This window comes from Bradyrhizobium sp. MOS001 (assembly GCF_004634465.1).
Taxonomy (GTDB): Bacteria; Pseudomonadota; Alphaproteobacteria; order Rhizobiales; family Xanthobacteraceae; genus Bradyrhizobium; species Bradyrhizobium barranii.
Map to the genome: position 1 here is coordinate 77,534 of NZ_SPVJ01000020.1, position 26,406 is coordinate 103,939.

24 protein-coding genes and 1 tRNA gene are annotated in these 26,406 nt (G+C 65.3%); 7 read left to right on the forward strand and 18 right to left on the reverse strand.

The features are described 5' to 3' along the window. Window positions 1-15: 15 nt before the first annotated feature. The 3 genes from CT676_RS44220 to tcuA all read right to left on the reverse strand — a co-directional run bounded on the left by CT676_RS44220 (window position 16) and on the right by tcuA (window position 2,731). Window positions 16-168, reverse strand: coding sequence for a DUF5993 family protein (locus tag CT676_RS44220; protein WP_167768123.1), 153 nt, complete (start codon window positions 166-168; stop codon window positions 16-18). Window positions 169-246: 78 nt separating this feature from the next. Beyond that, window positions 247-1,353: a tricarballylate utilization 4Fe-4S protein TcuB gene (gene tcuB / locus CT676_RS23695; protein WP_135215526.1), complete on the reverse strand. Its 1,107-nt coding sequence runs from the start codon at window positions 1,351-1,353 to the stop codon at window positions 247-249. Next, the gene (gene tcuA / locus CT676_RS23700; protein ID WP_135215527.1) at window positions 1,340-2,731 is read right to left on the reverse strand and encodes an FAD-dependent tricarballylate dehydrogenase TcuA; all 1,392 of its coding nucleotides are present in this window, start codon (window positions 2,729-2,731) and stop codon (window positions 1,340-1,342) included. The genes tcuB and tcuA overlap by 14 nt, the downstream gene beginning before the upstream one ends. Window positions 2,732-2,881: 150 nt before the next feature. Here tcuA and CT676_RS23705 point away from each other — a divergent pair, with 150 nt between their 5' ends. Next, window positions 2,882-3,565: a GntR family transcriptional regulator gene (locus tag CT676_RS23705; protein WP_085402167.1), complete on the forward strand. Its 684-nt coding sequence runs from the start codon at window positions 2,882-2,884 to the stop codon at window positions 3,563-3,565. 10 nt (window positions 3,566-3,575) lie between these two features. Here the strand turns inward: CT676_RS23705 and ybaK are convergent, their stop codons facing one another. From ybaK to mobB, 8 genes are all read right to left on the reverse strand, one after another. After that, window positions 3,576-4,049, reverse strand: coding sequence for a Cys-tRNA(Pro) deacylase (ybaK, locus tag CT676_RS23710; protein WP_085402168.1), 474 nt, complete (start codon window positions 4,047-4,049; stop codon window positions 3,576-3,578). Between the two features lie 144 nt (window positions 4,050-4,193). Beyond that, complete coding sequence (fdhF, locus tag CT676_RS23715; RefSeq protein WP_085402169.1) at window positions 4,194-6,962, reverse strand: formate dehydrogenase subunit alpha; 2,769 nt, start codon at window positions 6,960-6,962, stop codon at window positions 4,194-4,196. Next, entirely contained in the window at window positions 6,959-8,662 is a 1,704-nt protein-coding gene (locus CT676_RS23720; protein WP_085402170.1) for an NADH-ubiquinone oxidoreductase-F iron-sulfur binding region domain-containing protein, read from the reverse strand. Before CT676_RS23720 ends, fdhF begins: the two co-directional genes overlap by 4 nt. A gap of 152 nt (window positions 8,663-8,814) precedes the next feature. Beyond that, complete coding sequence (locus tag CT676_RS23725) at window positions 8,815-9,087, reverse strand: hypothetical protein (RefSeq protein WP_063985265.1); 273 nt, start codon at window positions 9,085-9,087, stop codon at window positions 8,815-8,817. Window positions 9,088-9,195: 108 nt separating this feature from the next. Continuing rightward, window positions 9,196-10,851, reverse strand: coding sequence for an OFA family MFS transporter (locus tag CT676_RS23730; RefSeq protein ID WP_085402171.1), 1,656 nt, complete (start codon window positions 10,849-10,851; stop codon window positions 9,196-9,198). A gap of 319 nt (window positions 10,852-11,170) precedes the next feature. Then, on the reverse strand, window positions 11,171-11,434 hold the full coding sequence (locus CT676_RS23735) for a sulfurtransferase TusA family protein (RefSeq protein ID WP_085402172.1): 264 nt from the start codon (window positions 11,432-11,434) through the stop codon (window positions 11,171-11,173). Window positions 11,435-11,477: 43 nt separating this feature from the next. After that, the gene (gene glp, locus CT676_RS23740; protein ID WP_085402173.1) at window positions 11,478-12,734 is read right to left on the reverse strand and encodes a gephyrin-like molybdotransferase Glp; all 1,257 of its coding nucleotides are present in this window, start codon (window positions 12,732-12,734) and stop codon (window positions 11,478-11,480) included. 9 nt (window positions 12,735-12,743) lie between these two features. Then, window positions 12,744-13,271, reverse strand: coding sequence for a molybdopterin-guanine dinucleotide biosynthesis protein B (gene mobB, locus CT676_RS23745; protein WP_085402174.1), 528 nt, complete (start codon window positions 13,269-13,271; stop codon window positions 12,744-12,746). A gap of 209 nt (window positions 13,272-13,480) precedes the next feature. Here mobB and fdhD point away from each other — a divergent pair, with 209 nt between their 5' ends. After that, complete coding sequence (fdhD, locus tag CT676_RS23750; RefSeq protein WP_085402175.1) at window positions 13,481-14,371, forward strand: formate dehydrogenase accessory sulfurtransferase FdhD; 891 nt, start codon at window positions 13,481-13,483, stop codon at window positions 14,369-14,371. After that, on the forward strand, window positions 14,358-14,993 hold the full coding sequence (mobA, locus tag CT676_RS23755; protein WP_085402200.1) for a molybdenum cofactor guanylyltransferase MobA: 636 nt from the start codon (window positions 14,358-14,360) through the stop codon (window positions 14,991-14,993). Before fdhD ends, mobA begins: the two co-directional genes overlap by 14 nt. A 33-nt stretch (window positions 14,994-15,026) precedes the next feature. On the opposite strand, the gene CT676_RS23760 is transcribed toward mobA, so the two are convergent. Genes CT676_RS23760 through CT676_RS23775 form a run of 4 tightly spaced genes read right to left on the reverse strand, consistent with a single transcriptional unit; the run spans window position 15,027 to window position 20,159 of the window. Continuing rightward, window positions 15,027-16,157: an FAD-dependent monooxygenase gene (locus CT676_RS23760; RefSeq protein ID WP_135215528.1), complete on the reverse strand. Its 1,131-nt coding sequence runs from the start codon at window positions 16,155-16,157 to the stop codon at window positions 15,027-15,029. A 45-nt stretch (window positions 16,158-16,202) separates the two neighbouring features. Next, complete coding sequence (locus CT676_RS23765; RefSeq protein ID WP_085402176.1) at window positions 16,203-18,152, reverse strand: molybdopterin biosynthesis protein; 1,950 nt, start codon at window positions 18,150-18,152, stop codon at window positions 16,203-16,205. 12 nt (window positions 18,153-18,164) lie between these two features. Further along, window positions 18,165-19,271, reverse strand: coding sequence for a molybdopterin-binding protein (locus CT676_RS23770; protein WP_085402177.1), 1,107 nt, complete (start codon window positions 19,269-19,271; stop codon window positions 18,165-18,167). Window positions 19,272-19,325: 54 nt separating this feature from the next. Next, window positions 19,326-20,159 (reverse strand): substrate-binding domain-containing protein, encoded by an 834-nt coding sequence (locus CT676_RS23775; protein WP_085402178.1) that lies wholly within the window; start codon window positions 20,157-20,159, stop codon window positions 19,326-19,328. Window positions 20,160-20,485: 326 nt separating this feature from the next. Here CT676_RS23775 and CT676_RS23780 point away from each other — a divergent pair, with 326 nt between their 5' ends. Both CT676_RS23780 and CT676_RS23785 read left to right on the forward strand, forming a co-directional pair. Then, window positions 20,486-21,379, forward strand: coding sequence for a helix-turn-helix transcriptional regulator (locus CT676_RS23780; RefSeq protein WP_063985273.1), 894 nt, complete (start codon window positions 20,486-20,488; stop codon window positions 21,377-21,379). A 98-nt stretch (window positions 21,380-21,477) separates the two neighbouring features. After that, on the forward strand, window positions 21,478-22,707 hold the full coding sequence (locus tag CT676_RS23785; RefSeq protein WP_085402179.1) for an ABC transporter substrate-binding protein: 1,230 nt from the start codon (window positions 21,478-21,480) through the stop codon (window positions 22,705-22,707). 125 nt (window positions 22,708-22,832) lie between these two features. On the opposite strand, the gene CT676_RS23795 is transcribed toward CT676_RS23785, so the two are convergent. Continuing rightward, entirely contained in the window at window positions 22,833-23,810 is a 978-nt protein-coding gene (locus CT676_RS23795; RefSeq protein WP_085402180.1) for a TAXI family TRAP transporter solute-binding subunit, read from the reverse strand. Window positions 23,811-23,917: 107 nt separating this feature from the next. Between CT676_RS23795 and CT676_RS23800 the strand changes: the two genes are divergently transcribed. Both CT676_RS23800 and CT676_RS23805 read left to right on the forward strand, forming a co-directional pair. Further along, window positions 23,918-24,895 carry a tripartite tricarboxylate transporter substrate binding protein gene (locus CT676_RS23800; protein WP_085402202.1) on the forward strand — a complete coding sequence of 326 codons (978 nt, stop codon included), beginning with the start codon at window positions 23,918-23,920 and terminating at the stop codon, window positions 24,893-24,895. 346 nt (window positions 24,896-25,241) lie between these two features. Continuing rightward, window positions 25,242-25,317: transfer RNA gene (locus CT676_RS23805), tRNA-Ile, on the forward strand. A 219-nt stretch (window positions 25,318-25,536) separates the two neighbouring features. Here CT676_RS23805 and CT676_RS23810 read toward each other — a convergent pair. Continuing rightward, on the reverse strand, window positions 25,537-25,935 hold the full coding sequence (locus tag CT676_RS23810) for an ester cyclase (RefSeq protein WP_085402181.1): 399 nt from the start codon (window positions 25,933-25,935) through the stop codon (window positions 25,537-25,539). Window positions 25,936-26,005: 70 nt separating this feature from the next. Beyond that, a complete protein-coding gene (locus CT676_RS23815; RefSeq protein WP_085402182.1) occupies window positions 26,006-26,236 on the reverse strand; it encodes a hypothetical protein in 231 nt (76 codons plus the stop codon). Window positions 26,237-26,406: the final 170 nt, after the last annotated feature.

The window sequence follows — 26,406 nt, forward strand, 5'->3', positions numbered from 1 at the left end:
CCCATCTCGACACCGTCAGAACGAGAATTTGAGCGGATCGGTCGCGTGGTGGAAGAACCATGCGACGGTGACGACGACTGTTGTGCTCCAGAGCGCATAGCTCAGTCCCGCGCGCGAACGCCAGGTACTCGCGCAGCCCACGAGCGCCAGCAGAAAAGGCAGAAACATGTACATGAGCGCGGGCTCCCAAAGCGATTCGCTCTCTGCGCGAACGGGCCCAAGAGATACGTCGGCCGCGCATGCCTCTCAAGAGCCGGCTTCGCTGCGCCGCTCCTGCGCATAACGCACCAGCGCCGCGAAGCGATAGATGCCGTGCACGAACTTGCCATAAGGCATGGTGATGAACAGCGCGAACACTGCGCCGAGATGCAGGGCCAGCAGCGGCCCCATGACCGCGGTCTCGCGCAGGACAAGCAGCGCCATGCCGGTGAAGCCGGTCAGGAACAGCATGGCGATGAAGCCGACGTCCATGCCGTAGCGCTGCTCGTCGAGCAGCTCCGGTGCACGCCGCGTTTTCGCAACGAACAGGCCTATCGGACCGACGATGAGGCCGATGCCGCCGAGTATGCCCAGCACCACGGGCAAATCCCACCACGGATACGGCGCCTCCCGGCTCCAGAGGTAGTGATAGAGCGTCGCCACCGACGTCGCGGCGAAGCACAGCAGAAAACCGTAGAACGTCAGGTGGTGGAAAAGCTTGCGCCGGTCGGTCGGCTTGTCGCCCTCGTTGTAGCAGCCGACGCCGCCGCCGTGGAGATAGCGCAGTTCGCCGGCATCGCGGATCGCCTGGAAAATCGAGCCGCCGTCGGCGCGACCGCCAATGGGGGCGCCGATGTCGCGCCAGAAGGCACGCACGCTCATGATCAGCGCGAGGATCGCGTAGAGGAAGGCGGCGGTGAACAATGCGGCCATCGCGTTGTGCGGCATCAGCTTGTAGAAGGCACCAGGGCCGGTGTGGACACCGAACAGCACACTACGGTCGTTCAAGGCCGCGAAACCAAGGATGAAGGCGGCCATGCTGAGCGCGGCGATGATGCTGATGACGAGCCCGTTGCGGGCGAAGGCACCGGATAACGCCTGCGGCCACGCATAGGCCGCATAGGACTCGGCACGCGCGACCGCAAGCGTCTGCGGGACGTTGACGTTGAATTCGTGCGGCGGCGAAAACTGGCAGTCGACGTAGCAAGCGCCGCAGGAATGGCAGAGGTTGGCGAGATAGTTGAGATCTCCATCGGAGAAGGCGCGCCGCATCTCCATGGCGGGAAATACCGCGCAAAGACCCTCGCAGTAGCGGCAGGAATTACAGACCGTCATCAGGCGGTCGGCTTCGTCCAGAATTCTAGTTCCGTGCATGTTTCGCCGCTTCCCGTCCTGCGATCCGCCCGAACACGCTGCCGATGGTCATGCCCATGCCGGCCGCGTAGCCCTTGCCGAGCACGTTGCCCGCCATGATCTCGCCGGCCGCGAACATGTTGGCGGACGGCTTGCCGTCAGCCATCAGCATCCGCGCCTCCTTGTTCACGCGCGTGCCGAGATAGGTGAAGGTGATGCCGGGCCGCACCGGATAGGCGAGATAAGGCGGCGTCTCGATTTTGCGCGCCCAATGCGCCTTTGGCGGCGTGATACCTTCAGTCACGCAATCGTCCAGAATGGTATGATCGAAGGTGCCGGGCCGCACCGCCGCGTTGAACTCGGTGATGGTCTTTTCCAGCGCAGCCGGATCGAGCTCGAGCTTGCCGGCAAGCTCGGCGACCGTCTGCCCCGCGATCGGCGGGAACAGCGTCGGCATGAAGCTGGTGACGACGGTGGAATCGAAGATGATGTAGGCGATCTGGTCGGGCTGCGCCGCGACCAGCCGGCCCCAGATCGCGTAGCGCTTCGGCCAGATGTCCTCACCCTCGTCGTAGAAGCGCTGGGAGTGCTTGTTGACGACGATGCCGAACACGACGGAGTCGTGGCGGGTGATGATGCCGCCGTCGAATTTCGGCGCACGGGCGTCGATTGCGACCGCATGGCACTGGGTGGGATCGCCGACCTCCTGCACGCCCTTGTCGAGCAGCATCTTCAGGATCGATCCGCGATTATAGGGCGTGCCGCGGATCAGGAAATTGTCCGCGGCTTCGCCCCAATATTGCTTCAGCCATTCGATGTTGGCCTCGAACCCGCCGGCAGCGGCGACCAGCGACGTCGCGCGGATCTCGGTCTCGCCCTTGATCGGCCGCTTGAGGCGCGCGGCGAGGAACATGCCGTCCTCGATCACGAGATCGGTGACCTCGGCGTCGTACTCGACATCGACGCCGAGCCGCTCGGCGGTCAGATAGAGCGCGTTCAGCATCGCGCGGCCGCCGCCGAGAAAGAAGGAGTTGGTACGGCCGAGGCTCAGCGTGCCGCCGAGCGAGGGTTGCCAGCGCACGCCCTGCTCCACGATCCAGTTCAGGATATCCTTGGACTCCCGGATCATGTGCCGGGCGAGCACCTCGTCGGTCTGGCCGCCCGTCACCAGCAGCAGATCTTGCCAGAATTCCTCTTCGGTGTAGGGACCGGTCAGGATCTCAGTCGCCGCATCATGGGCGCAGCGCATGTTGCGGGTGTGGCGGGTGTTGCCGCCGCGATAGAATTTTGGCGCGCCCTCCAGCACCAGCACCGAGGCACCGCCGCGGCGCGCCGAGATCGCCGCGCACAGTGCCGCATTGCCGCCGCCGATCACCAGCACGTCGTATTTGCTGCTCATCCCGTCTGCCCGATGCGACGAAGTTAGAGACATTCTGCCGCCGAGGACCCCGATCGACCCACGGCAGCCATTGCGTACGTTTGTATACAAAGATATACATCGGCGCGGCAAGTGCCATCTCTGCATGGGCAGGATGCGCCGTGAGGGAAGATGGCCAGGCGCGTGGCAAAGTCAGGCGGATCGATCACACGCGGCGGCGGCGTGGCACTGGGCGAAGCCGTGTTCCGCTCGCTGTGCGAGGCGCTCCAGGCCGGCAGTTACCGTGCCGGAGACCGGCTGCGCGAGGAAGAGGTCGCGCAGCGGCTCAAGGTCAGCCGCACGCCGGTCCGTGAGGCGCTTGGCCGTCTCGCGGCCCGCGGCTTCGTCGAGCCCGCCGGCGGCCGCGGACTGATCGTGCGCGACCTCGATATTTCCGAGGTGCTCGAGCTCTACGCCATGCGGGAGATCATGGAAGGTGCTGCAGCGCGCCTGGCCGCCGAGCACACCTCCACTCCCGAAGTCCACGCGCTCAGGGATATCGAGCAGGCCTTTGTCGAGGCGTCGGCGTCAGACGCTGCCGAGATGGCGCGGCTCAACCGCGCCTTCCACGAAGCCATCTGCCGCGCGGCGCGCAACCGCTATCTCGACAACGCCTCGCGCGAATTGCAGGACTGGATCGCGCTGCTGGGCCCGACCACCTTCACGGTGACGGGCCGTCCCTCGACCAGCCACGGCGAGCACCAGGCCATCATCGACGCCATCGCCGCACGCGACGGCGACAAGGCCGAGCAGCTTGCGCGGGCGCATATCCGCGAGGCGTTGCGCTGCCGGCTCAAACTGCTGCAGAAGCAGTAACGCGCGGCGCTCACGCGAGCACATCCGCGACGACCGCTTTGAGGACATCGCGCACATCGCCCGGCTTCAGCCGAACCTGCAAGCCGCGCTGGCCGCCGTTGAGATAGACCTGATCATGTGCGAGCGCGCTCTGCTCGATCACGGTGCGCACCGGCTTGCGCTGCCCGAACGGGCTGATGCCACCGACCTTGTAGCCGGTGACGCGCTCGGCCTCCGGCGGCTTCATCATCTGCGCCGACTTGCCGCTCGCGGCAGCGGCGAGCTTTTTCATGGAGACTTCCTGGTCGGACGGGACGACGACGCAGATCGGCTTGCCGTCCACCAGCGCCATCAGCGTCTTCAGCACGCGCGCGGGGTCCTCACCAAGCGCAGCGGCGGCCTGCAGGCCGATGCTCTCGGCGTCGGGATCGTAGTCGTAGGTGTGCACGGTGAAGGCAACGTCGGCGGCTGCAAGCGCGCGCGTGGCTGGGGTGACTTTGGACATGGGTCACGTTTACCACCGTCATTGCGAGGCGCGAAGCGACGAAGCAATCCAGAATCTTACCGCGGAGGTAGTCTGGATTGCTTCGCTACGCTCGCAATGACGGTGTGGGCGCGGATGCCCGCCACAGCCGTCGTCCTGGCGAAATTACTCCGCCGCGTCCCGCATCTCCGCGCGCTCGGCCCTGGCCGCGCAGAACTTGAACTCCGGGATCTTGCCGAAGGGATCAAGCGCCGGGTTGGTCAACAGGTTGGCCGCCGCCTCCGCGTAGCAGAACGGCATGAACACCATGTTCTCCGGCACGTCGCGATCGGAGCGGACCTTGACCTCGACCGCACCGCGGCGGGTCTCCAGCCGGATGAAATCGCCGGGCGCGAGCTTCTTCCGGTGCATGTCCTTCGGCGACATGAACGCGACCGCCTCCGGCTCGATCTGGTCGAGCACCTGCGCGCGGCGGGTCATCGAGCCTGTGTGCCAGTGCTCGAGCACGCGACCGGTCGAGAGCACCATCGGATATTCGGTGTCGGGCAGCTCATCCGGCGGGATGACCTTGGCCGGCACGATCTTGCCGCGGCCGCTCGCGGTCGGGAAGCCCGTGGTGAAGATAATCTCGTTGCCGGGCTTGTTCGGATCATCGGCCGGATAGGTCACGGCACCTTCGCGCACCAGCCGCTCCCAGCTGATGTTCTTGAGCGAGGGCATCAACTCCGCCATCTCGGTGTAGACGTCGCCGGGGCCGGAATAATTCCAGGGCAGGCCCATCCGCTTGCCGATCTCCTGGATGATCCAGAGATCCTGCCGCGCATCGCCCGGCGGCTTGATCACCTGGCGCGCGAGCTGCACGCGGCGATCGGTGTTGGTGAACGAGCCGTCCTTTTCGGCAAAGGCCGAGGCCGGCAGGATGACGTCGGCATGGAACGCGGTCTCGGTGACGAAGAGATCCTGCACGACGAGATGATCGAGCATGGCCAGCGCCTGGCGCGCATGCTGGAGATCGGGATCGGACATCGCGGGATTCTCGCCCTCGATATACATGCCCGTGATCTCGCCGGCATGGATCGCGTTCATGATCTCGACCACGGTCAAACCGCGGACGGGATCGAGATCCTGCTGCCACAGTTTTTCGAAATTGCCGCGCAGATCGTCGCGGCTGACCGGCTGATAATCCGGCAGGAACATCGGGATCAGGCCGGCGTCGGAGGCGCCCTGCACGTTGTTCTGGCCGCGCAGCGGATGCAGGCCGGTGCCGGGACGGCCGACCTGGCCGGTGATCAGCGCCAGCGCGATCAGGCAGCGCGCATTGTCGGTGCCGTGGACATGCTGGCTGATGCCCATGCCCCAGAAGATGATCGACGACTTTGCCCGCGCATAGGTGCGCGCAACCTCACGCAGCGTTTGCGCCGGGATGCCGCAGATCGCCTCCATCTTCTCCGGCGTGAACTCCTTGATCTTCTCCTTGAGGTCCTCAAAACCTTCGGTGTAGCCGGCGATATACTGGTCGTCGGTCAGGCCCTCGGTGATGATCGTGTTGATCATCGCATTCAGCATGGCGACGTCGGAGCCCGGCTTGAATTGCAGATGCTTGGTCGCGTGGCGCGACAGCGTCTGCCGGCGCGGATCCATCACGAACAGCTTGGCGCCATTCTGCTTGACCGCGTTCTTGATGAAGGTCGCGGCGACCGGATGGTTCACGGTCGGATTGGCGCCGATCACGATGATGACTTCGGCATCCATCGCAGCCGAGAACGGCGCCGACACCGCGCCCGAGCTCAGGCCTTCGAACAGCGCCGCCACCGACGAGGCGTGGCAGAGCCGCGTGCAATGATCGACATTGTTCGAGCCAAAACCGGTGCGCACCAGCTTCTGGAACAGATAGGCCTCTTCATTCGAGCCCTTGGCCGAGCCGAAGCCGGCCAGCGCCTTCACGCCCTTCTCATCGCGGATCCTGACGAGGCCCTTGGCCGCGATGTCGAGCGCTTCTTCCCAGCTCGCTTCGCGGAAATGCGTGAAGGGATTAGCGGGGTCGACCTGGTCGTTGGAATCCTTCTTCGCATTCGGCAGCCGCACCAGCGGCTTGGTCAGACGATGCGGATGGTGGATATAGTCGAAGCCGAAGCGGCCCTTGACGCAGAGACGATTGTGATTGGCGGGCCCGTCGCGGCCTTCCGCGTAGATCACCTTCTCGTCCTTGACCTCGTAGGTCACCTGGCAGCCGACGCCGCAGAACGGGCAGAGCGAATCCACCTTCTTGTCGGCGTAGACGACACGGGTCTGCTTCTCGTCGAGCATGACGGCCGGCATCAGCGCGCCGGTCGGGCAGGCCTGCACACATTCGCCGCAGGCGACGCAGGTGGACTCGCCCATGGGATCGTCGAAGTCGAACACGATCTTCGAGCCATGGCTGCGATACGCCATACCGATGACGTCGTTGACCTGGACCTCGCGGCAGGCACGCACGCAGAGGCCGCACTGGATGCAGGCATCGAGGTTGACACGCATCGCCGGATGGCTGGCGTCGGTCGCCCAGCGCTCGGCGGCGGGGAAGCGGCTCTCGGTGACGCCTGTGGTCTCGGCCCAATGCCAGAACTTCGAATCCGGATCGTGCGAGGTCTCGCGCGCCGGCTGGTCGGCGACGAGCAGCTCCATCACCATCTTCTGCGCGGACACCGCACGCGCGGATTCGGTCTTCACCTTCATGCCGACCGACGGTGTGCGCTTGCAGGAGGCGGCGAGCACGCGCTCGCCCTCGATCTCGACCATGCAAGCGCGGCAATTGCCGTCGGGGCGGTAGTCGGGCGCCGGCGAATAGCACAGATGCGGAATCTCGCGGCCCTGGCGTTTTGCAACTTGCCAGATCGTCTCGCCGGGTTTGGCCTCGACCTGCTTGCCGTCGAGCTCGAACGTAATTTTGGTCATTCGGCCGCTTCCTTGAACTCGTCAGGGAAATATTTGATCACGGTAGACAGCGGATTCGATGCCGCCTGTCCGAGCCCGCAGATCGAGGCATCACGCATCGCCTGGCTCAATTCTTCCAGAAGTGCGCGGTTCCAGACGGGCTTCTGCATCAGCTGCGCCGCCTTCTGGGTTCCGACACGGCACGGCGTGCACTGGCCGCAGCTCTCGTCCTCGAAGAACTTCATCAGGTTCAGCGCGGCCGCGCGCACGCTGTCCTTTTGCGACAGGATCACGATCGCGGCCGAGCCGATGAAGCAGCCGTATTTCTCCAGCGTGCCAAAATCGAGCGGGATGTCGTCCATGGACGCCGGCAGGATGCCGCCCGACGCGCCGCCCGGCAGGTACGCGTAGAACTGGTGCCCGTCGGCCATGCCGCCGCAATATTCGTCGATCAATTCGCGCACGGTGATGCCGGCGGGTGCCAGCTTCATGCCGGGGTTCTTGACGCGGCCCGAGACCGAGAAGCTGCGCAGGCCGTGACGCTCATGGCGGCCGTTGCCCTTCCACCAATCCGCGCCCTTCTCGACGATGTCGCGCACCCACCACAGCGTCTCGATGTTGTTGATCAGCGTCGGCAGGCCGAACAGGCCGACCTGAAACGGATAAGGCGGCTTGTGCCGGGGCAGCCCGCGCTTGCCCTCGATGCTTTCGAGCAGCGAGGATTCCTCGCCACAGATATAGGCGCCGGCGCCGCGGCGCATGTGCAGCGTCGGACCGCCCGGAGGAAGCTTTGCGATCTCGCGCTCGAGGATCTCGCGCGATGCCGGATATTCGTCGCGCAGATAGATGTAGACGTCGGAGGCCTGCACGACATGCGCGCCGAGCAGCATGCCTTCGATGAAGCGATGCGGATCGCTTTCGAGATAGACGCGGTCCTTGAACGTGCCAGGTTCGCCCTCGTCGCCATTGATCGCCATCAGCCGCGGGCCGGGTTCGCCCAGCACCGCGCGCCATTTCCGGCCCGTGGGGAAGCCGGCGCCGCCGAGGCCGCGCAGCGAGGCGTCGTCGAGCGCCTTCAGCAGATCGTCCTTCGGCAATTCGCCCGAGCGCACGCGATTGAGCAGCTTGTAGCCGCCGCCGGCGACATAGGCGTCGTAGTCAACGTATTCAGGCAGATGCGCGTGGGTATCGCCGGCCTTCGCGGCCGCCATCACATTAGCCACGGTCGCGTGATCGACGAAGTTGTGACCGACTTCAGCCGCCGGCGCGGTATCGCAGCGGCCGACGCAGGGCGCGCGGACGACGCGGATGCCCGGACCCGATGTGCTCTGCAGGTCGGCGAGCAGCTTGTCGCCGCCGAGCATTGCGCAGGTCAGTGAATCGCAGACGCGGATCGTCAGCGGCGCGATATCGGGCTCGCCTTCCTTCACCACGTCGAAATGCGCGTAGAAGGTCGCGGTCTCGAACACCTCGGCGAAGGCGAGCTTCATCTCGTCGGCAAGCGCGGCGAGATGAGCGGCCGAGATCTGGTGATATTTGTCCTGGATCAGGTGCAGATATTCGATCAGGAGGTCGCGCCGCCGCGGCCTGTCGCCGAGCAGCTGCTCGATCTCGTGCGCGGCGGTGGGATCGACCTGCCGCCCCTTGGGCGTGGCCTTGGCTCGCTTCCGTCCCTCGCCCGGGTGTTCGAACGAGCGGACCTCGTGCACGTCGTGACTCATCGATGCGTCTCGTATCTCTTCTTTAGAACGAGTCCAACTCTAGCCTGTGGCATACCAGATGCCAAGAGAATTCATGCGTTCCGATAAGCATTTAAGGGGCATGCAGCCGCCCGGCTCCATGCCCCTTCATCGACCCGATTTGTGGCGCGGCCTCACGTCTTGCTCATGCACTCTTCGATGTAGAACCAGCGGTCGTCGCCAGCGAGGCCCTTGGACTTCACGTCGGCGCGGCAGGCTTTGAGCTTCGGCTTGTTGGCCGCCCACTTCGCCTTCATGTCCTTCAGCTTCTGCATGGTGAGCTTGATCTTGCCCGGCTTGGCTTCGGTCGTTGCGGCAGGCGCCGCCGGCGGCGTCGTCTGCGCGGATGCGGCATGAAGGCCAGCGACAAGCAACACGGCCACAAGGCAAATTCGGGTGCGAAGCATTTCAATCCCCCTGTCCCACTCTTGATTAAGTCCGACTCTTGATGATGTCTAAAAGGCGAACGCCGCGGGACGCCGATGATCAGCATCCCGCGGCAGTCTCGACGGCGATCAGAAGATCTTGACCGCGCTCTCCAGCGTCTTCCAGACACCCCAAAGCAGGGGCACGCCGACGAAGGCCCAGAACAGCGCCGCCTTGACGTCAAGCCCGCCGAATCCGATGCCGTAGGAGCCGTGCGGCCCCGCGGCAGCGGCGCTGGCGCTCGCCGCTTGCAGCTTGGCGACGTCGGCGTCCTTCATGTGCCACTTCGAATCGACCGGCTTGATCAGGTAGTTGCAGATCAGGCCCGCGATCAGCATCGCGCACAGGATGTACATGGTCGTGTTGTAGAGCTGATCGCGCGGCACGCCCGCCGCGAGCTGGAACTCGCGGATGTAGTTCACCACGACGGGGCCGATGATGCCCGCGGTGGACCACGCCGTCAGCAGCCGGCCGTGGATGGCGCCGACGAACTGGGTCCCGAACATGTCGGCAAGGTAGGCCGGCACGGTGGCGAACCCGCCGCCATACATCGACAGGATGATGCCGAAGCCGAGCACGAACAGGAGCTTCGAGCCCATCGCCGCAAACGTCGGCGCCAGCGCGTAGAGCACGATGCCGAGGATGAAGAACGTGTAATAGGTGTTCTTGCGCCCGATCTTGTCCGACAGCGATGCCCAGAAGAAGCGGCCGCCGATGTTGAACAGCGACAGCAATCCGGCGAAGCCCGCGGCGATCGCGGCGATCTGCGCCTTCTGCCCGGCGTCGAGCGCGTTGAAGCCGACTTCGGGCAGGCCGATCAGCTTGCCGGCGAAGATCTCCTGGAGCATCGGCGAGGCCATGCCGATCACGCCGATGCCGGCCGACACGTTCAGGCACAGCACCCACCAGATCAGCCAGAACTGCGGCGTCTTGTGCGCGTCGTTGAGATGGACGTTGCTCTTCGAGATCATCGCGTTGGCCTTGGACGGCGGGGTCCAGCCCTCGGGCTGCCAGCCGGGCGGCGGCAAGCGATAGCGGAACGCGCCGATCATCATGAACACGAAGTAGATGACGCCCATCGCGACGAAGGTCTCCCAGACGCCGACCGAAGTCGGGGTCTTGAAGTAGTTCATCAACAGGTTCGCCAGTGGCGCGCCGATCATGGCGCCGCCGCCGAAGCCCATGATGGCCATGCCGGTCGCCATGCCGCGGCGGTCCGGAAACCACTTCACCAGCGTCGACACCGGCGAGATATAGCCAAGGCCGAGACCGATACCGCCGATCACGCCCGAGCCCAGCCACAACAGCCAGAGCTGATGGGTGTAGACCCCGATCGCACCGAGGAAGAGGCCGCCGCACCAGCACAGCGCCGAGACGAAGCCGGCCTTGCGCGGACCGACGCGCTCCAGCCAGCCGCCCCAGACCGCGGCCGCGATACCGAGCAGCACAAAAAAGAGCGTGTACATCCAGCCCATGCTGGCGACCTTCCAGTCGCAGCTGGTCGTGAACAGCTCCTGAAACAGCGACATGTCTGCGCACGCCTTCGGCGCGGTCACCCCGATCGCGCGCGACAGCGGCAGCCAGAACACCGAGAAGCCGTAGGCCATGCCGATGCAGAGATGGATGCACAGCGCAGCCGGCGGCACCAGCCAGCGATTGAAGCCGGCGGTCGCGATGGTTCGCTCGCGATCCAGAAAACCTGCGCCGGCACCCGAAAGTGTTCCAGCGCTCTCGATTGTTGCCATGTAGTCCTCCCCTGCAGTTGCCCTTCTGAGCAAGCCTGCCGCTGCAATCCTGGTCCTCAGCCCTTGCGGCGCAGCCACGGTCCCTGCTGCTCCGCACAATCATTGACGCGCGCCAGGATCGTCACGCGCATCCGAGTCGTTAACCCCTCGAGCGGGGCTCTATGCCGATACACCGTGCAGGCTTCGTGAGCTTGGCCCGTTCATCCGCGTATCGCAGACAAGACTCAACCTCCGCGCCTGCACGGAGGTTGTCAATTGGGGCAGAAGCCACGATTGATGTCGATAGACAAAAGGTAGGTATCAGTAGAGTGACCGTGCACTACGAACGCAGCGCACCATTGGTTTTCTCTATCGATCCATTGACCTTTTCTATCAAGAACACGATGCGCGCCTCGTTGCGCTCGGTGATCTCCACCGTGTCGCCCGTCTCGCGGATCAGGTTCGGAATGTCAATCACCGACAATGGGTCGGTGCAGTGCACCTCGAGCTGATCGCCCGGCTGTAACGGTTTGAGCGCCTTGCGCGTCTTCAGGGCAGGTAGCGGGCATTTCAACCCGGTGAGATCGAGCGTGGTTCTGGTCATGGGCGCAACATGGCGGGGTGAGGCGATGGCGTCAACGCGAGGTTCAGAGCAAATCCGCATAGGGCAGGAAACCCACGCTCTGGCCCGGCTCGACGCGCGTGATATCGTCGCCGAGTTCGATGAGGCCATCGGTCTCGACCAGCGACGACAGCAGGCCTGCGCCTTCGCGCGGAAACTTGACCGCTTCCAACGCACCGTCCTCTCCGCGTCGCAACGAGCTGCGAACATATTCGCGGCGGCCGATCTTCTTCTTGTAAGTGAACGCAGCGCGCACCGGAATCGGCAACAGCGGCTCCGGCAGACTGCCCGCAAGCGCCAGCACCGTCGGCCGCACCACGTGGACGAAGGTGACGAAACTGGCGACGGGATTGCCGGGCAGGCCGATCAGCGGCGTGCCGCCGATGATGCCCATCGCCACGGGACGGCCGGGCTTGATGGCCATCCGCCACAGCACCAGCGAGCCGATGCTCTCGACCGCCGCCTTGACGTGGTCCTCCTCGCCGGTCGAGACGCCGCCGGTGGTGAGGATCAGATCGTGGCTGCCCGCAACCTGCTTCAATCCATCCGCGAGCGCACTGCGTTCGTCGCGCAAGATTCCGAGGTCGGAGACCTCGCAGCCGAGCCGGCGCAGCATCGCCATCAGCATGAAGCGGTTGGAATCGAACAGCTGTGAGGCCGCGCGCGGCTCGCCGGGCGAAGCCAGCTCGTCACCGGTCGAGAACACGGCGACGCGGATGCGCCTGACGACGTCGAGCTGGGTCAGGCCGAATGCTGCAGCAAGCGCGACATGCTGCGGCCGCAGCCGCTGGCCGACCCGCAGCGCGACGTGCCCTTGCGGAATGTCCTCGCCCGCCGGGCGGACATTTGCGCCGGGCTTCAGCCCCGGCGGCAGCACGATTCTGCCGGCCTCATCGAGGCGGACGTCTTCCTGCATGAAGACGGTCTCCGCGTCAGGCGGCATCGGCGCGCCCGTGAAGATGCGCGCAGTGTGGCCTGCCTTGATCGGCGCCTGCGCAAGACCGCCGGCCTGGATGCGGCCGTCGAGCGGGAATGCCCGTTCCGCGCCTTCCGGAAGGTCGGCGTTGCGCACGGCGTAACCGTCGACGGCGGAGTTGGTGAAGGGCGGCAGCGGCAGGGGCGCCGCGATATCGCGCGCGAGCACGCGCCCATCGGCGTCAACGAGTGCCACGGTCTCGATATCGGCGATCGCATTAACGCGCGTGGTGATCAGACCAACGGCCTCGTCGACCGACATCATCGGTCCGCCGAAGGCAAAGCAATCGTCCGACAGTTGCGCCATGGTGCCTCGTCAGCGTATCGCGGCGCTTTTTGCCACCGCTTCCTCGACCGGCATCGCCGCACGCAGCAGCAACGCCGCGGCAGCCTCGATATCATCGAGATGGACGGTCGGCAGGCGGGTTTCAATGGCAATGTCGGTCGCAATCCCGACAATCCCGGGATCATCGGGAAACAGCAGCGGCTTGCCGTTGCCGGCGCGATGCACCTCGATCTTGCGGTGCGGCTCGCGCTTGAAGCCTTCGACCACGACGAGATCGACGGCCGACAGCTTGCCCAGGAGCTCCGGCAGCCGCGGTTCCTCGGCGCCGCGCAATTCATGCATCAGGGCCCAGCGGTTCGACGACGCAACCAGCACCTCGGCCGCGCCGGCCTCGCGGTGGCGCCAGGAATCCTTGCCGGGCACGTCGACGTCGAACTGGTGATGGGCATGCTTGATGACGGAGACGCGCAGGCCTTGCGCGTTGAAATGCGGGATCAGCCGCGTCAACAGCGTGGTCTTGCCCGCACCGCTCCAGCCCGCAAGGCCGATGACTTTCATGTCCGTTCGATCTCCGCCAACGGCTCGTCAGCCGATGGAACCCCTGGCCTCTCCCCGTCATTGCGAGCGCAGCGAAGCAATCCAGACTGCCACCGCGGATATAGTTCTGGATTGCTTCGCTTCGCTCGCAATGACGAACGGAGGCATTTCGTTGTCTCCACGGCATGCTTATATCGGCTTGACCCGAATGTCATGCTAACGTCGCGGCCATGATGAAGATCGACAAAGCCCCGGTGCCCCTGATCGTTCCGAACCCTGACGACCCGCGCCTGACGGAGCGCGTGACCGGCACCGACCAGACCGGCGCCAAGGTCGAGATCAAGGTGCCGATGGAACGGCCGCTGACGCTCTACCTGAATTCGCAGGAGATCGTCACCATGATGACGATCGGCGACTACCCGGAATATCTGGCGCTGGGCTATCTGCTCAACCAGAACATGCTGAAATATAATGACGAGGTCACTGAGGTCGAATACGACGACGACCTCCAGGTGGTGGTGGTGCGCACCGGGCATCACACCAATTTCGAAGCCAAGCTGAAGAAGCGCACCCAGACCTCGGGCTGCGCGCAGGGCACCGCGTTCGGCGACCTGTTAGAGGCGGTCGAGAGCGTCGCGTTGCCGAAGGCCGAGCTGCGCACCTCCTGGCTCTACCAGATGACGCAGACCATCAACACCATGCCCTCGCTTTATCTGGAGGCCGGCGCGATCCATGGCTGCGTGCTGTGCAAGGAGGGCGAGCCGCTCTGCTACACCGAGGACGTCGGCCGTCACAACGCGGTCGACAAGATCGCGGGCTGGATGTACCGCCACGGCGTCGATGCCTCCGACAAGATCCTCTACACCACGGGACGGCTGACCTCGGAAATGGTCATCAAGACCGTGCGCATGGGCATTCCGATCCTGGTGTCGCGCTCCGGCTTCACCGCCTGGGGCGTCGATCTTGCCCGCCAGGTCGGACTGACGCTGGTCGGCCGCACGCGCGGTAAGCGCTTCATCGCGCTCGCGGGCGAAGAGCGGATCGTCTACGACCAGAACCTTGCTTACGTCGAGGAGGAATCGACGAAGCACAAACGCAAGGGTGAAGGTGGTGACGACTGACTTTCCGGCAACGCAGGGCGTGCTGCTCGCAGGCGGCCTCGCACGGCGCATGGGCGGCGGCGACAAGCCGATGCGGACCATCGGCGGCCGCACCATCCTTGAGCGCGTGATCGCGCGATTGACGCCGCAATGCAGCGGATTGATCCTCAACGCGAATGGCGATCCCGCACGCTTCGCGGCGTTCGGTCTGCCCGTTGTCGCCGATGACGTACCCGGCTTCCCCGGGCCCCTCGCCGGCATCCTTGCCGCGCTCGACTGGACGGCGGCGAACCGGCCTGACATCGAATGGGTGCTGAGCGCCGCAGGCGACTGCCCGTTCCTGCCGCGCGATCTCGTGGCGCAGTTGCACGAGGCGCGGGAGCGCGAGAACGCCCAGCTCGCGGTCGCCGCATCAGGCGATCAATCACATCCGGTGATAGGTCTGTGGCGCGTCGCCTTGCGCGACGAGCTGCGTCACGCGCTGGTCGTCGAAGACCTCCGCAAGATCGACCGCTGGACCGCGCGCTATCCGCTGGCGACGGTAACGTGGCCGGCCGAGCCGCTCGATCCGTTCTTCAACGCCAACACGGTCGAGGACATCGCCGAAGCAGAGCGGCTGGCCGCGCTGGATGCGGCCTCCTGACAAGAAGCGTCGGCGCAAGCGCGAGCAGACGGTTCAAGCCGCCAGCGGCACTTCCCAGGGGTCGTAGCCGTAAACCCAGCTCGTATCGGTCCTCTCCTTGAGCCAGATGTTGGCGCGCGAGGCCTCCTGCACCCGCGTCGTGCGCACCTTGCGGGTAGCCTCGAAGCGGCGGAACGCATTGGCGACGCCGTCGCGGCCGACACCGTCGAGGCAGCGCGACAGCACGGCGGCGTCCTCGATTGCCATCGCCGCACCTTGCGCCATGTAGGGCGTCATCGGATGGCAGGCATCGCCGAGCAACGTCACCTTGCCGTCGGCCCAGTGCTCCAGCGCGTCACGGTCCATGATCGCCCATTTGTGCACGTCGGGACAGGCGGAGAGCACCCGAGTGACCTGCGGATGAAAGCCTTCGAATGATGCGCGCAGGTCGCGCACGTCGCCCCTCGCCGACCAGGACTCGATGCGAAAGTCCGGCTCGGGCTGGCTGGTGACGAGATAGACCTCGCTGCGATCAGGCTTGACGTAATAGATCACGATGTGGCGGTCCTCGCCCCACCATTTGGTGCAGTCGTCGATCCCTGCGCCGCCGAGCAGCGCGGCGGGATAGGTGGTGCGATAGGCGACGCGGCCGGTGAATTTGGCCGGCGCGGTGTCGAACAGGAGATCGCGGACCGTCGAATGGACGCCGTCCGCGCCGACCACGGCATCGGCGATGGCACGCGTACCATCGGCAAAGGTCAGCCAGACACCACCGCCGGTCTGGTCGAGACCGACGAGCTTGTGACTGAGCCGCACAAATTCGTTCGGCACCACGCTCGCCAGCGCAGCGTGGAGATCACCGCGATGGGCGAGCAGATAGGGCGCGCCGAACTTCTCTTCCGCGCTCTCGCCGAAGATCATGTCGAACTTGATGTCGCCGCTCTTCCAGTCGCGGTTGTTCCAGGAGCGTGGATAGAACGAGTGCTCGCGCATCCGCGCCTCCAGCCCCAGCGCGCGCAGCACCTTCATTGCGTTGCAGCCGATCTGGATGCCGGCGCCGATGCGGGCGAACTGGGAGGCCTGCTCGTAGACCATCACATCGATACCGACGCGCCGAAGCGCCGCGGCCGTCGCGAGCCCGCCCATGCCGGCACCGACGATCGCAACCGAAAGCGGCCTTGCCATCGCGTCCCCCACCCCGTCGCGCGGCTTGAACGCCGCGTCGTCGATCTACGCAGGCCGGAAGCCCGCCCGCTCCAGCGCCGTACGCGCCTCGTCCGAGCCGAGTGCGTCGAGAAAGGCCTGGACGGCCGACCGCTGCTTGCGCGCTGTCACCAGCGCGAAATCATAATGCTCTTCCGCGAGCGGAATGAAACCGAGACCGACCGCATGGGCGACCGGCGCAATGGTCATGCCCCAGTCGGCACGGTGCTGCGCGACAGCCGCAGCCACGGCATTGTGCGAGCGCGGCTGGTTCCAGTAACCTTCCGGGCGCGCACCGCCGAGCAGCCGGTCGATCAGGATGCGCGTGCCGGCGCCCTGGTTACGGTTGACCATGATGCAGGCGGGGTCCGCGAGCGCGGCGGCAACTGCTTCCTTCGCACCGAGCCCCTCGAAACGTTTGTCGCCCTTGCGGAACACGATGCCCTGCATCCGCCGCCAGCCCGGCACGAGCTCGAGCCCCTCAACGAGGTAAGGCGTGTTGTAGGTCTCGCTCTTGTCGTCGAACAGATGGATCGGCGCGAGATCGCATTCGCCCCGCTTCGCCGCCGCGAGTCCGCCGAGGCTGCCGACCGCGATCGAGCGCACGGTCAGCCCCGCATGCGCGAGTTGCGCCGTGACGAGATCGAGCCCGGTGCAATGGCTGCCGACGATGACGAGATCGGGCACCCGCACATGCGGCGTGAACAGCGTCACCTCGGCGTCGGTCCCTGCCGGCATCTGGTCGGCGAGCGCGTCGATGCGCAGAAAACCGTCGGCCTGCGCGAACGACGTGATCGCACCGGACCCCTTGCCGGAGGGATAGGCGATCAGGCCGTCCTTGCCGCCGACCAGCGAGACCATGACGAACTCGGTGCGGCCGAGCTCGGAGGCGATGCGCACCGGCACGGTCGCGCTTACCTTGGCATCGGAGCGTGGCGGCAGCCCGGCCATCCGACGCAGCACCGGCACGATCATGTCGTGGAAGGTGAACATCGCCGAGGTCGGGAAGCCCGGCAGGATCACCACGGGCTTGCCGTCGCACACCGCAAGGCACAGCGGCTTGCCGGGTTTAAGTGCGACGCCATGCGCGAGGATGCCAGGCTGGCCGAGCCGGCCGATGATGCGATGGGACACGTCACCCGCGCCCTTCGAGGTGCCGCCCGAGAGCACCAGCATGTCGGCGTCCGCCAGCGCGCGGCGCATGGCGGCTTCGAGTTTTGCCTCATCGTCGGGAATGGCGCCGAGGAACACCGCCTCGCCGCCATTCTCGTCGATCGCGGCAGCGACGATGGCGCCGTTGGTGTCGTAGATCGCAGCCGGCGCGAGCGCCTCGCCGGGCTGAACCAATTCGTCACCGGTGGAGATCACGGCAACACGCGGCTTACGCGCGACAGTCACCTCGGCGATGCCGCAAGCCGCCAGCATGCCGATCTCACGCGAGCCGATGATCGTGCCGGCGCGCAGCAGCGCCTCGCCGCGCGCGATGTCGGAGCCTGCGTAGGACACGAACTGTCCCGGCGAGACGGCTCGCCGGACGTCGATCGCATCGGATCCGGCAGGCTGGGTGTGCTCCACCATGACGACGGCGTCGGCGCCGCGCGGTAGCGGCCCGCCGGTTGCGATCGGCGTTGCGGTTCCTGTCGCCACTTGCAGCTTCGGCGCGGTGCCGCAGTGAATGGTCTCGCCGTTCAGCGCAAGGCGAACGGGCGCGCCTTCGCCGGCCGCGGCGAGATCGGCCGAGCGCACGGCAAAGCCGTCAACGTTGGAACGGTCGAACGGCGGAACGTCGAGGGGCGCCGTGATGTCTTCGGCCAGCGCCGCGCCGAGCGCATCGGCAAGCTTGCGCGTCTCGCTCGGGACCGCGCGCGGGAACAACGCAGCTTCAAAGCGCGCCAGCGCGTCCTCGCGCGAGAGGATCTGGAGGAACTGCTCCTGTTCGAGCGCGCTACGGTCTTGCGATTGCGGGATCATCGTCATGCCAAACCCATATCATTCCCGCATCAGATAGGCATCGACCGGCGTTCCTGCCGCAAATCCCTCGTGGCTGGCGGGAACGAGCAGCCATGCATCGGCCCGGGCAATGGCCTGAAGCGGCCATTCCCCCACCGCAAGCGGGAGCCACGCATGATGTTCCTCGGCCAGCAGGGCGATTTCGGCGATGCCGACACTGGATGCGATTTTTCGCGCAAGCGGCAAGGTCATGCGGCGGCGTAACTGCCGCGCCGACAGCCGATCGACGAGCGGCAGCACGAGCGCGAGCCAGGCGGCAAGCGCATGATCGGGCGAGCCGGGCAACGCGACGATTGGAACCGGTCCGAGCCGCCCGACCGCGGCGGTGCGTCCGGGCTGGAGCGCGAGGCCATGGGCGAGCACGTCACCATGCCGGGCCAGCGCGCTAACCGCGGCATCCCGGCGGCCTGCGCCGCTGCCGCCGACCGTCACGACGAGATCGCAGGCGAGATCGCCGAGCGCTTCCGCGATCGATGCCGCATCTCGCGCGGCAGCTTCGCGCGCTTGCACCTGCAGCCCTGCCGCGCGCGCGATCTCGGCAATCATGTGCGCCGTCACGGCCGCACCCGGCACGTTGACGATGCCCAGCCGCGGCCGCCGTACGCTCAGCTTTTCAACACCGGCGGTGCGCGCGAGCAGCAAGGCGGCAGGATGGATCAAATGCCCTTCTGCCACGGCGGGCGCCCGCCCGGCAATGTCGCTTCCGGCACGCCTGACGCCCCGTCCGGGCACGCCCTCCGCCAGCACTTGGGCGAGTGGACCCGACACCTCGACTGCGTCGGCATCGAGCACACAATCACATCCCGGCGGCATCGCGTCGCCGGCATCGACCCAAACGGGCGCCGTCGTCAGAGGCAGCGGCGAATAGGCGGACGCGCCGACAATATCGTTGGCGCAGAGCGCCCAGCCATCCGCAGCGGCGATGTCGCACGACGGACAGGCCGCAAGCAGCGGCGTCCCTGCCGCGATGCAGCCGGCGGCCTCCGCCAGGGGCAACTCGATCGTCGCGATCGGATCAACGCCTCGCAGCAACGCGGCGAGCGCAGTGTCGAGCGGCGTCAGTGCTGGCGGCAGGCGCTGGGTCATGCGCCATGATGGACCATGCATCGCCCGGTTTGGCAACCGCTGGCAACGCGAAGCTCAGCCGCCGGACTTGGCCGCATTGGGGAAGAACAGCTGCTGTCCGTCGACCTTGTAGCCGGCGATCGCCGCCTGCCCCTCCGGCGAAATCAGCCAGTCGACGAAGGTCTGCCCCAGCTCCTTCTTCACGTCCGGAAACTTTTCCGGATTCACCAGCATCGCGCCGTACTGATTGAGCAGCCGCTTGTCGCCTTCCACGACGATGTCGAGATCGCCGCGATCCTTGAAGGCGATCCAGCTGCCGCGGTCGGACAGCACATAGGCGTTCGCCGTGCGCGCCGCGTCGAGGGCTGCGTCCATCCCTTGCTTGACTTCGCGATACCATGCGCCCTTGGCAGCGGCGATATCGATGCCGGCGACGATCCAGAGCGCGAGCTCCGCGCCATGGGTGCCCGAGCGATCGCCGCGCGTCACGAACGGCGCGCCCTTGGCCTCGATCGCCTTCAGCGCGGTGGCGATGTCCTTGCCTTTCACGGCGGCGGGATCGTTCTTCGGTCCGATCAGCACATAGTCGTTGTACATCACGTCAAAACGCTTCACGCCAAAACCGTCGGCGACGAATTTCTCCTCCTGCGGCCGTGCGTGCATCAGCACGACGTCGACTTCGCCCCTGCGTGCGCCGTCGAGCACTTCATCGGCACGCCGCGCGATCACCGTCACCTCGATGCCGGTCTTCTCGCGGAAGATCGGTAGCAGATGATCGAGCAGGCCGGACTCCTGTGTCGCCGTGGTCGAGGCCAGCACGATCGCGCGGTCCTCCGCAAATGACGCCGCCACGCCCGCGGCGAGGCCGCAGAGAAGCGCGAGTGCAACGGACAGGCGGCGGACGACCATGATCGGGTTCCCATTGGCTAAGACGCGATCATGATGATGATCGATTGCGCCACACTCGTGACGCGTTTGCGCGTTGCGCTCCCCACTCGGGACATTTCGGCAATGCGGCTCGCGCGGTGCGCCCATTGCAATTGCGAGCGCGACGGCCGCAAGGCCCGCGCCACGCGGGTGCTTCAGGATCGTTCACCAAAGCAGAGATCGCGCGTGAGGATGTGTTGCAAAGCAGCGAGATGATCGGGCATGGTCCTGCCGGACGTAAATTGAAATGCAGAATTCCACCTGCGTCGAACGCCAAAAAGAAGCAAGAATTTGCATAGGAATGCAGGATGGAATTCCTGACGACCAGCGAAGCCGCCGACTACCTTCGGCTCGGCGAACGCAAGCTCTACGAACTCGTCACCACTGGCGCGATCCCCTGCACCAAGGTGACCGGGAAGTGGCTCTTCCCGCGGCACGAGCTCGACCTCTGGGTCCTGTCGGGACTGGCGCGGCCGGCCGGCATGCTGACTGCGGAGCCGCCGCCGGTCGTGGGCGGCAGCCAGGACGAGCTTTTGGACTGGAGCCTGCGTGAATCCGGCTCGGGCCTGGGATCGATGAGCGAGGGCAGCGCGCGCGGGCTCGAGCGCTTGCAACGCGACGAGGTGATGGCGGCGGCGGTGCACTTCCACAGCCTGGAGGCCGACGGCAATCTTGCTTCCGACGCCAGTGCGACGACGCTGCGTGACGCGCCTGACCTGCATGATGCGGTGCTGGTCGCATTCGTGCGCCGCGAGCAGGGTCTCGTGCTGCCGCCGGGCAATCCGAAACGCCTGCGCGGCCTCTCCGACGTGCTTGCGCTCGGTGTCAGGATGGCGATGCGACAACAGGGCACAGGCGCGCAGATGCTGCTCGACGTGCTGTTGAAGCGCGCCGGCGCCTCGACGCGCGATCTGCGCCGGATCGAGACACCGGCGCTCACCGGGCCGGATCTCGCCGAGATCGTCCGCGCGGGACAAGCCGATTGCGGAATCGCGACGCGTGCGGCGGCGCGCTCGGCCGGGCTCGATTTCGTGCCGCTGGTCTGGGAGAATTTTGATCTCGCAATGCGGCAACGCAGCTATTTCCGCCCGCCGATGCAGGCCCTGATCCGGTTCCTCAGCGAAAGACGGCTGCGACAGCGCGCCGAGGAGCTGACCGGCTACGATCCCTCGCCGGCGGGACAGATCCGCTTCGCGGCCTGACGTTGACGCCCGCCCCCAAATAGTTGCAAAAGAAACCAATTCAGCCGGGCCATACCCGGGCAACACCGGCCAACGAGCCGGATCAGGGGAGGACAAGCGTGAATCCAACGAGATTTGGACTTCCGGTCGCGGCCGGCTTTGCAGCGACGTTCTTGGCGGCGGCGCTGCTGCCGGGTACGGCGTCGGCGCAGGTTTCCGACGACATCGTCAAGATCGGCGTGCTCACCGACATGAACGGCCCCGCCTCCGCGCCGACCGGCCAGGGTTCGGTGACGGCGGCGCAGATGGCGATCGACGATTTCGGCGGCAAGGTGCTCGGCAAGCCGATCAGCATCGTGATCGGCGACCACCAGCTCAAGGCCGATATCGGCGGCGGCATCGCGCGGCGCTGGTACGATGTCGACCAGGTCGACCTGATCGTCGACGTGCCGGTTTCCGCGGTCGGGCTCGCGGTGCAGAACGTCGCCAACGAGAAGAAGCGGCTGTTCATCACCCACTCCACCGGCACGGCGGATTTCCACGGCAAGTTCTGCTCGCCCTACGCGATCCAGTGGGTGTTCGACACCCGCGCACTCGCGGTCGGCACTGCGGATGCGGTGGTGAAGCGCGGCGGCGACAGCTGGTTCTTCATCACCGACGACTACGCCTTCGGCCATTCGCTGGAGCGCGACGCCTCCAGCGTCGTCACCGCCAATGGCGGCAAGGTGCTGGGCTCGGTGCGGCCGCCGCTGGCAACCCCCGACCTCTCCTCCTTCGTGCTGCAGGCGCAGGCCTCCAAGGCCAAGATCATCGGCATTGCCGCCGGTCCCCCGAACAACATGAACGAGATCAAGACCGGCTCGGAGTTCGGCGTGTTCAAGAGCGGCCAGCAGATGGCGGCGCTGCTGGCGCTGATCACCGACATCCACGGCCTCGGCCTGCAGGCGGCGCAAGGGCTGTTGCTGACCACGTCGTTCTACTGGGACATGGATGACAAGACCCGCGAATGGTCGAAGCGCTATTTCGCCAAGATGAACAAGATGCCGTCGATGTGGCAGGCCGGCGTCTATTCGAGCGTGATGCACTATCTCAACGCCATCAAGGAGACCGGCACCGACGATCCGCTCAAGGTCGCGGCCAAGATGCGGGAAAAACCGATCGAGGATTTCTTCGCCCGCAACGGCAAACTGCGCGAGGACAATCTGATGGTGCACGATCTCTGGCTGGTGCAGGTGAAGACGCCGGAGGAGAGCAAATATCCGTGGGACTATTACAAGATCCTCACGACCATCTCGGGCGACAAGGCGTTTGGCCCACCGGACCCGGCGTGTCCGCTGGTGAAGAAGTGATGCTGTAGCGAGAGGTCGTCGTCATGGCCGGGCTTGTCCCGGCCATCCACGATCTTTCGTACGGCGCCAAGAACGTGGATGCCCGGGACAAGCCCGGGCACGACGATTGTCGATGCAGTCGCGTCCTATTTCATGACACCGATTTCGCGGAAGTATTTTTTCACGCCCGGATGGATCAGCTCCGGCTTCGGCGCTGCCGCGACCGTGTTCGACGCCGTGGTCTCGCAGGCCTGCGCGAGCTGCTTGCAGAACGTCGCCTCGGCGCCGTGCAGCGTCTTCGCGAGACGATAGGCGACGTCATCGGGCAGGTCTTCGCGCGTGAGGACGAAACTCCACGAGCCGAGCGAGGCGATCGGCTCGGCCTGCTTCGGATAGGAGCCGGCCGGCACGGTGAGCGGCTTCAGGAACGCATGCTTGGCGCGAATGCGCGTGATCTCCTCAGCGGTCGGCGCAATGAAGCGCGCGCCTGACGCACTCGATGCCACCGCGGCAAAGCCGGGCCAGCCGATGCCGGCACCCCACAACGCGACGACGCGGCCATCCTCGACCATCGCGGGGCCATCGCCGGCGCGGTCGAGATAGATCGCCTTGAAATCCTCGTCCTGCTTCAGGCCGAGGCCATCGAGCACGTAGCGCGCCAGGATCGGCAGGCCCGAACCTTTGGCGCCGAACGCGACGGGCTGGCCGACGAGATCGCGAATGGTCTTGTACGGACTGTCCGCCCGCACCACGAACATGCCGGGGTTGGAATAGATCGCGGTGAGTATCTTCAACCGCACAGGCGCGCGGCCGATGCCGGCAAAGGCCTCGTAGGCCGGCTCGCCCGCGACCAGCGCGAGATCGAGCTCGCCCTTCTCCAGCAGCGGAATGTTCTCGTTGCTGCCCTTGGTGTTGCGGGGCGCGATGGTGATTTGCGGATCGGCCGCGTTCATCGCTTCCGCAAAGGCATTGCCATAGAGCGGAAAGCCGCCGCCGGGCGTCGCGGTGCCCAGGCTGAGTGTCGTGGTCGGAATGGCCTTGCCTCCGGTTTGAGCAGCGGCGGGGCTTGCGAGTGGATTTGCGAGCAGCGCCGCGCCGAGAAGGATTGTGATTGCGAATCTCATGATGAGTCCCGACCGCCCCGCGTCAACATCGACTTGCGGCGATGTAGGCAGCGGGCGGTTTTTGTGAAAGCATGCAGCCCAACGACAATAGAACAATGGGAGACGTCATGTTGCGAATTTTGCGTAACACTGTTTTTGGGCTGCTGTTCCTTTCAACTCTTCTCAACGCCTCCCCTCCCGCCTCCGCCGCCGGCTACCCCGACCGCCCCGTGCACTGGATGATCGGCTTCGCCGCCGGTGGCCCGGTCGACATCGTGGCGCGGATCATGGCGCAGGCGCTCTCGGATCGCCTCGGCCAGCAATTCATCGTCGAGAACCGCGCCGGCTCCGGCGGCAACATCGCGGCCGCCGCCGCGATCAACGCAGCGCCCGACGGCTATACGCTCTTGTTTGTCGCACCCAACAACGCGATCTCGACCTCGCTCTACAAGAAGCTGCCTTACGACTTCCTGCGCGACACCGTGCCGGTCGCGAGCATCATGCAGCTCACCAACATGCTGGTCGTCTCCAATGCGATGCCGGTGAAGACGGTTCAGGAGTTCATCGACTACTGCAAGGCCAATCCCGGCAAGATCTCCTTTGCCTCGTCCGGCAACGGCACCTCGGTGCACATGTCGGCGGAGCTCTTCAAGGTGATGACCAAGTGCGACATGGTGCACGTGCCCTATCGCGGCTCGGCCATCGCCTTCCCCGACATCATCTCCAACAAGGTGCAGCTGATCTTCGACAACCTTCCCTCCGCGCTCGAGCAGTCGCGCGGTGGCACTGTCCGCGCCATCGGCGTCACCTCGCCGCAGCGCTGGCCAACCGTGCCCGACGTGCCGGCGATCGCCGAGACCGTGCCGGGCTTCGAATCGGTCGGCTTCTACGGCATCTCCGCGCCGAAGGGCACGCCGCCCGAGGTGATCGAGATCCTCAACAAGGCCGTCGGCGAAGCCCTGAAGGACCCGAAGGTCATCGCGCGGCTGACCGAGAATGGCGGCATCCCGAAGCCAATGACGCCCGCCGAGTTCGGCAAGCTGGTCGCGGATGAGACCGAGAAGTGGAAGAAGGTGGTGGAGTTCGCCGGGGTTTCGGTGGACTAGGCAGACCTCGCGGCCGGCTTCGTCCGCCCGCTGGCAAGACGTTCGGGGGACCCAAGGGTCTCCCTCAACACAATAACTGCGAAAACAACCCCATGCACCGTAGAACAGGCCAGCGATTACAAGGGGTTACGCACGATGAAAAATGGCTCCTCGCGAGGGCCATTTGACTCGTCGGGCAAAACAGGCGTATGAGTGCATCATCGCCAGTTTCGGTTATTCAAAAATTACACGCGGTACTGCTTCGGCGTTCCCTTACGCCAGAGCCAGCATTGCACCCCCGCCTCCATCCCTGTAAACGAACCGCGCACCGTTGCCGGCCGCGCGTTTCCGCGGCCGTCTCGCGGCGGGGCCTGTAGCTCAATGGTTAGAGCCGGCCGCTCATAACGGTCTGGTTGCAGGTTCGAGTCCTGCCGGGCCCACCAAGCAAATCAACCACTGTCGCGCCAAATTGGGTCCGATTCGATTCCAACGATTCACGAGTCGAATTCCAAAGAATTGTGGTGCGATCTCGCGGGATTCCATTGAATCGCGAGTTGATTTGGCTGATTTCCAAGGAATCGCGGATCGATTAGTTCGGAGGGGCGCCTGAAAGGAGGCCATTGGTTACGGGATTTTTTTCGACTCAAATGGGCCCATTCGACCTATTTGCGTGGCGGCAGCGCTCCAACCTGATGAAGAAGCGCAAACCGGTCCGGCACCCCCCAGCGCTCAACGAGCTTGCCGTCGGCAAAGCGGCAGATGTCCATGACATCAATGGCGACTGGCTTGCCCGAGCGTGGATCGACGCCCGTTGCCTTGCTGCGTGCCCACACAGTATCGCCAGCCTCCACGACCGCTTCGACCGCAAGTGTCAGATCCCTGATGCTACGCCTCGCATCCTCGATTTGCGCCTTCAGGATTTGCGGACCGGGAATATCGGTGGGCGACAGATACTCGCGCTCGACGAGGTTCTCGGCGCAGATTTCGTCCGCGTCCGTGAGGTCGCCTTGGGAAAAGCCGCGCTCTATGATGGCATTGAAGCGCGCCAGATTCGTCAACATGACAACCGCTCTCCCGCAGCTCGATTGACGACAGACCTAGCGCGAGGACCCAGAAGTGCGCTTGTAAATTTCAGTCATCCGCCGGAAAAAAGATGTTGTCCCACTCGCCGACGAAGCCGCCAGGCGGCAGACCGGCAAAGGCGTGGCGTTCGCGGATGAAATCGGCCTGGTCGAAATAACCGAGTTCGTGGATGATATCCTTCCACGAACGGCTCGGGGTATTGCGACGAGACGCCAGCGCCCGGTCGAACCCGGATGGTGCGTGCGAACAGCTTTGGTGCCATTCCGACTTGCGTCGCAAACCGGCGCTGGAATTGACTGGCTAAGGCCGGATTTTGCAACACAGTCCTTGATCCGCGCGCGGCCGCCGGCGGCGACCATCATCCGGGACGAGAGGCCGATCGCGCAGTCCTGCGTGCCGCTTTCGAGCATCGACCCGACCCAGCGCTCGACAATGTCGACGCGCTGAGC

Coding starts and splice junctions, on each gene's coding strand:
- CT676_RS23730 (WP_085402171.1), bottom strand. CDS start 10,851: ATGGCAACAATCGAGAGCGCTGGAACACTTTCGGGTGCCGGCGCAGGT.
- CT676_RS23705 (WP_085402167.1), top strand. CDS start 2,882: ATGGCCAGGCGCGTGGCAAAGTCAGGCGGATCGATCACACGCGGCGGC.
- CT676_RS44220 (WP_167768123.1), bottom strand. CDS start 168: ATGTTTCTGCCTTTTCTGCTGGCGCTCGTGGGCTGCGCGAGTACCTGG.
- glp (WP_085402173.1), bottom strand. CDS start 12,734: ATGGCGCAACTGTCGGACGATTGCTTTGCCTTCGGCGGACCGATGATG.
- CT676_RS23765 (WP_085402176.1), bottom strand. CDS start 18,152: ATGACGATGATCCCGCAATCGCAAGACCGTAGCGCGCTCGAACAGGAG.
- CT676_RS23725 (WP_063985265.1), bottom strand. CDS start 9,087: ATGCTTCGCACCCGAATTTGCCTTGTGGCCGTGTTGCTTGTCGCTGGC.
- fdhF (WP_085402169.1), bottom strand. CDS start 6,962: ATGACCAAAATTACGTTCGAGCTCGACGGCAAGCAGGTCGAGGCCAAA.
- mobB (WP_085402174.1), bottom strand. CDS start 13,271: ATGAAAGTCATCGGCCTTGCGGGCTGGAGCGGTGCGGGCAAGACCACG.
- ybaK (WP_085402168.1), bottom strand. CDS start 4,049: ATGTCCAAAGTCACCCCAGCCACGCGCGCGCTTGCAGCCGCCGACGTT.
- CT676_RS23795 (WP_085402180.1), bottom strand. CDS start 23,810: ATGAGATTCGCAATCACAATCCTTCTCGGCGCGGCGCTGCTCGCAAAT.
- CT676_RS23775 (WP_085402178.1), bottom strand. CDS start 20,159: ATGGTCGTCCGCCGCCTGTCCGTTGCACTCGCGCTTCTCTGCGGCCTC.
- CT676_RS23810 (WP_085402181.1), bottom strand. CDS start 25,935: ATGTTGACGAATCTGGCGCGCTTCAATGCCATCATAGAGCGCGGCTTT.
- tcuB (WP_135215526.1), bottom strand. CDS start 1,353: ATGCACGGAACTAGAATTCTGGACGAAGCCGACCGCCTGATGACGGTC.
- CT676_RS23770 (WP_085402177.1), bottom strand. CDS start 19,271: ATGACCCAGCGCCTGCCGCCAGCACTGACGCCGCTCGACACTGCGCTC.
- CT676_RS23800 (WP_085402202.1), top strand. CDS start 23,918: ATGTTGCGAATTTTGCGTAACACTGTTTTTGGGCTGCTGTTCCTTTCA.
- tcuA (WP_135215527.1), bottom strand. CDS start 2,731: ATGAGCAGCAAATACGACGTGCTGGTGATCGGCGGCGGCAATGCGGCA.
- CT676_RS23720 (WP_085402170.1), bottom strand. CDS start 8,662: ATGAGTCACGACGTGCACGAGGTCCGCTCGTTCGAACACCCGGGCGAG.
- CT676_RS23760 (WP_135215528.1), bottom strand. CDS start 16,157: ATGGCAAGGCCGCTTTCGGTTGCGATCGTCGGTGCCGGCATGGGCGGG.
- fdhD (WP_085402175.1), top strand. CDS start 13,481: ATGATGAAGATCGACAAAGCCCCGGTGCCCCTGATCGTTCCGAACCCT.
- CT676_RS23735 (WP_085402172.1), bottom strand. CDS start 11,434: ATGACCAGAACCACGCTCGATCTCACCGGGTTGAAATGCCCGCTACCT.
- CT676_RS23780 (WP_063985273.1), top strand. CDS start 20,486: ATGGAATTCCTGACGACCAGCGAAGCCGCCGACTACCTTCGGCTCGGC.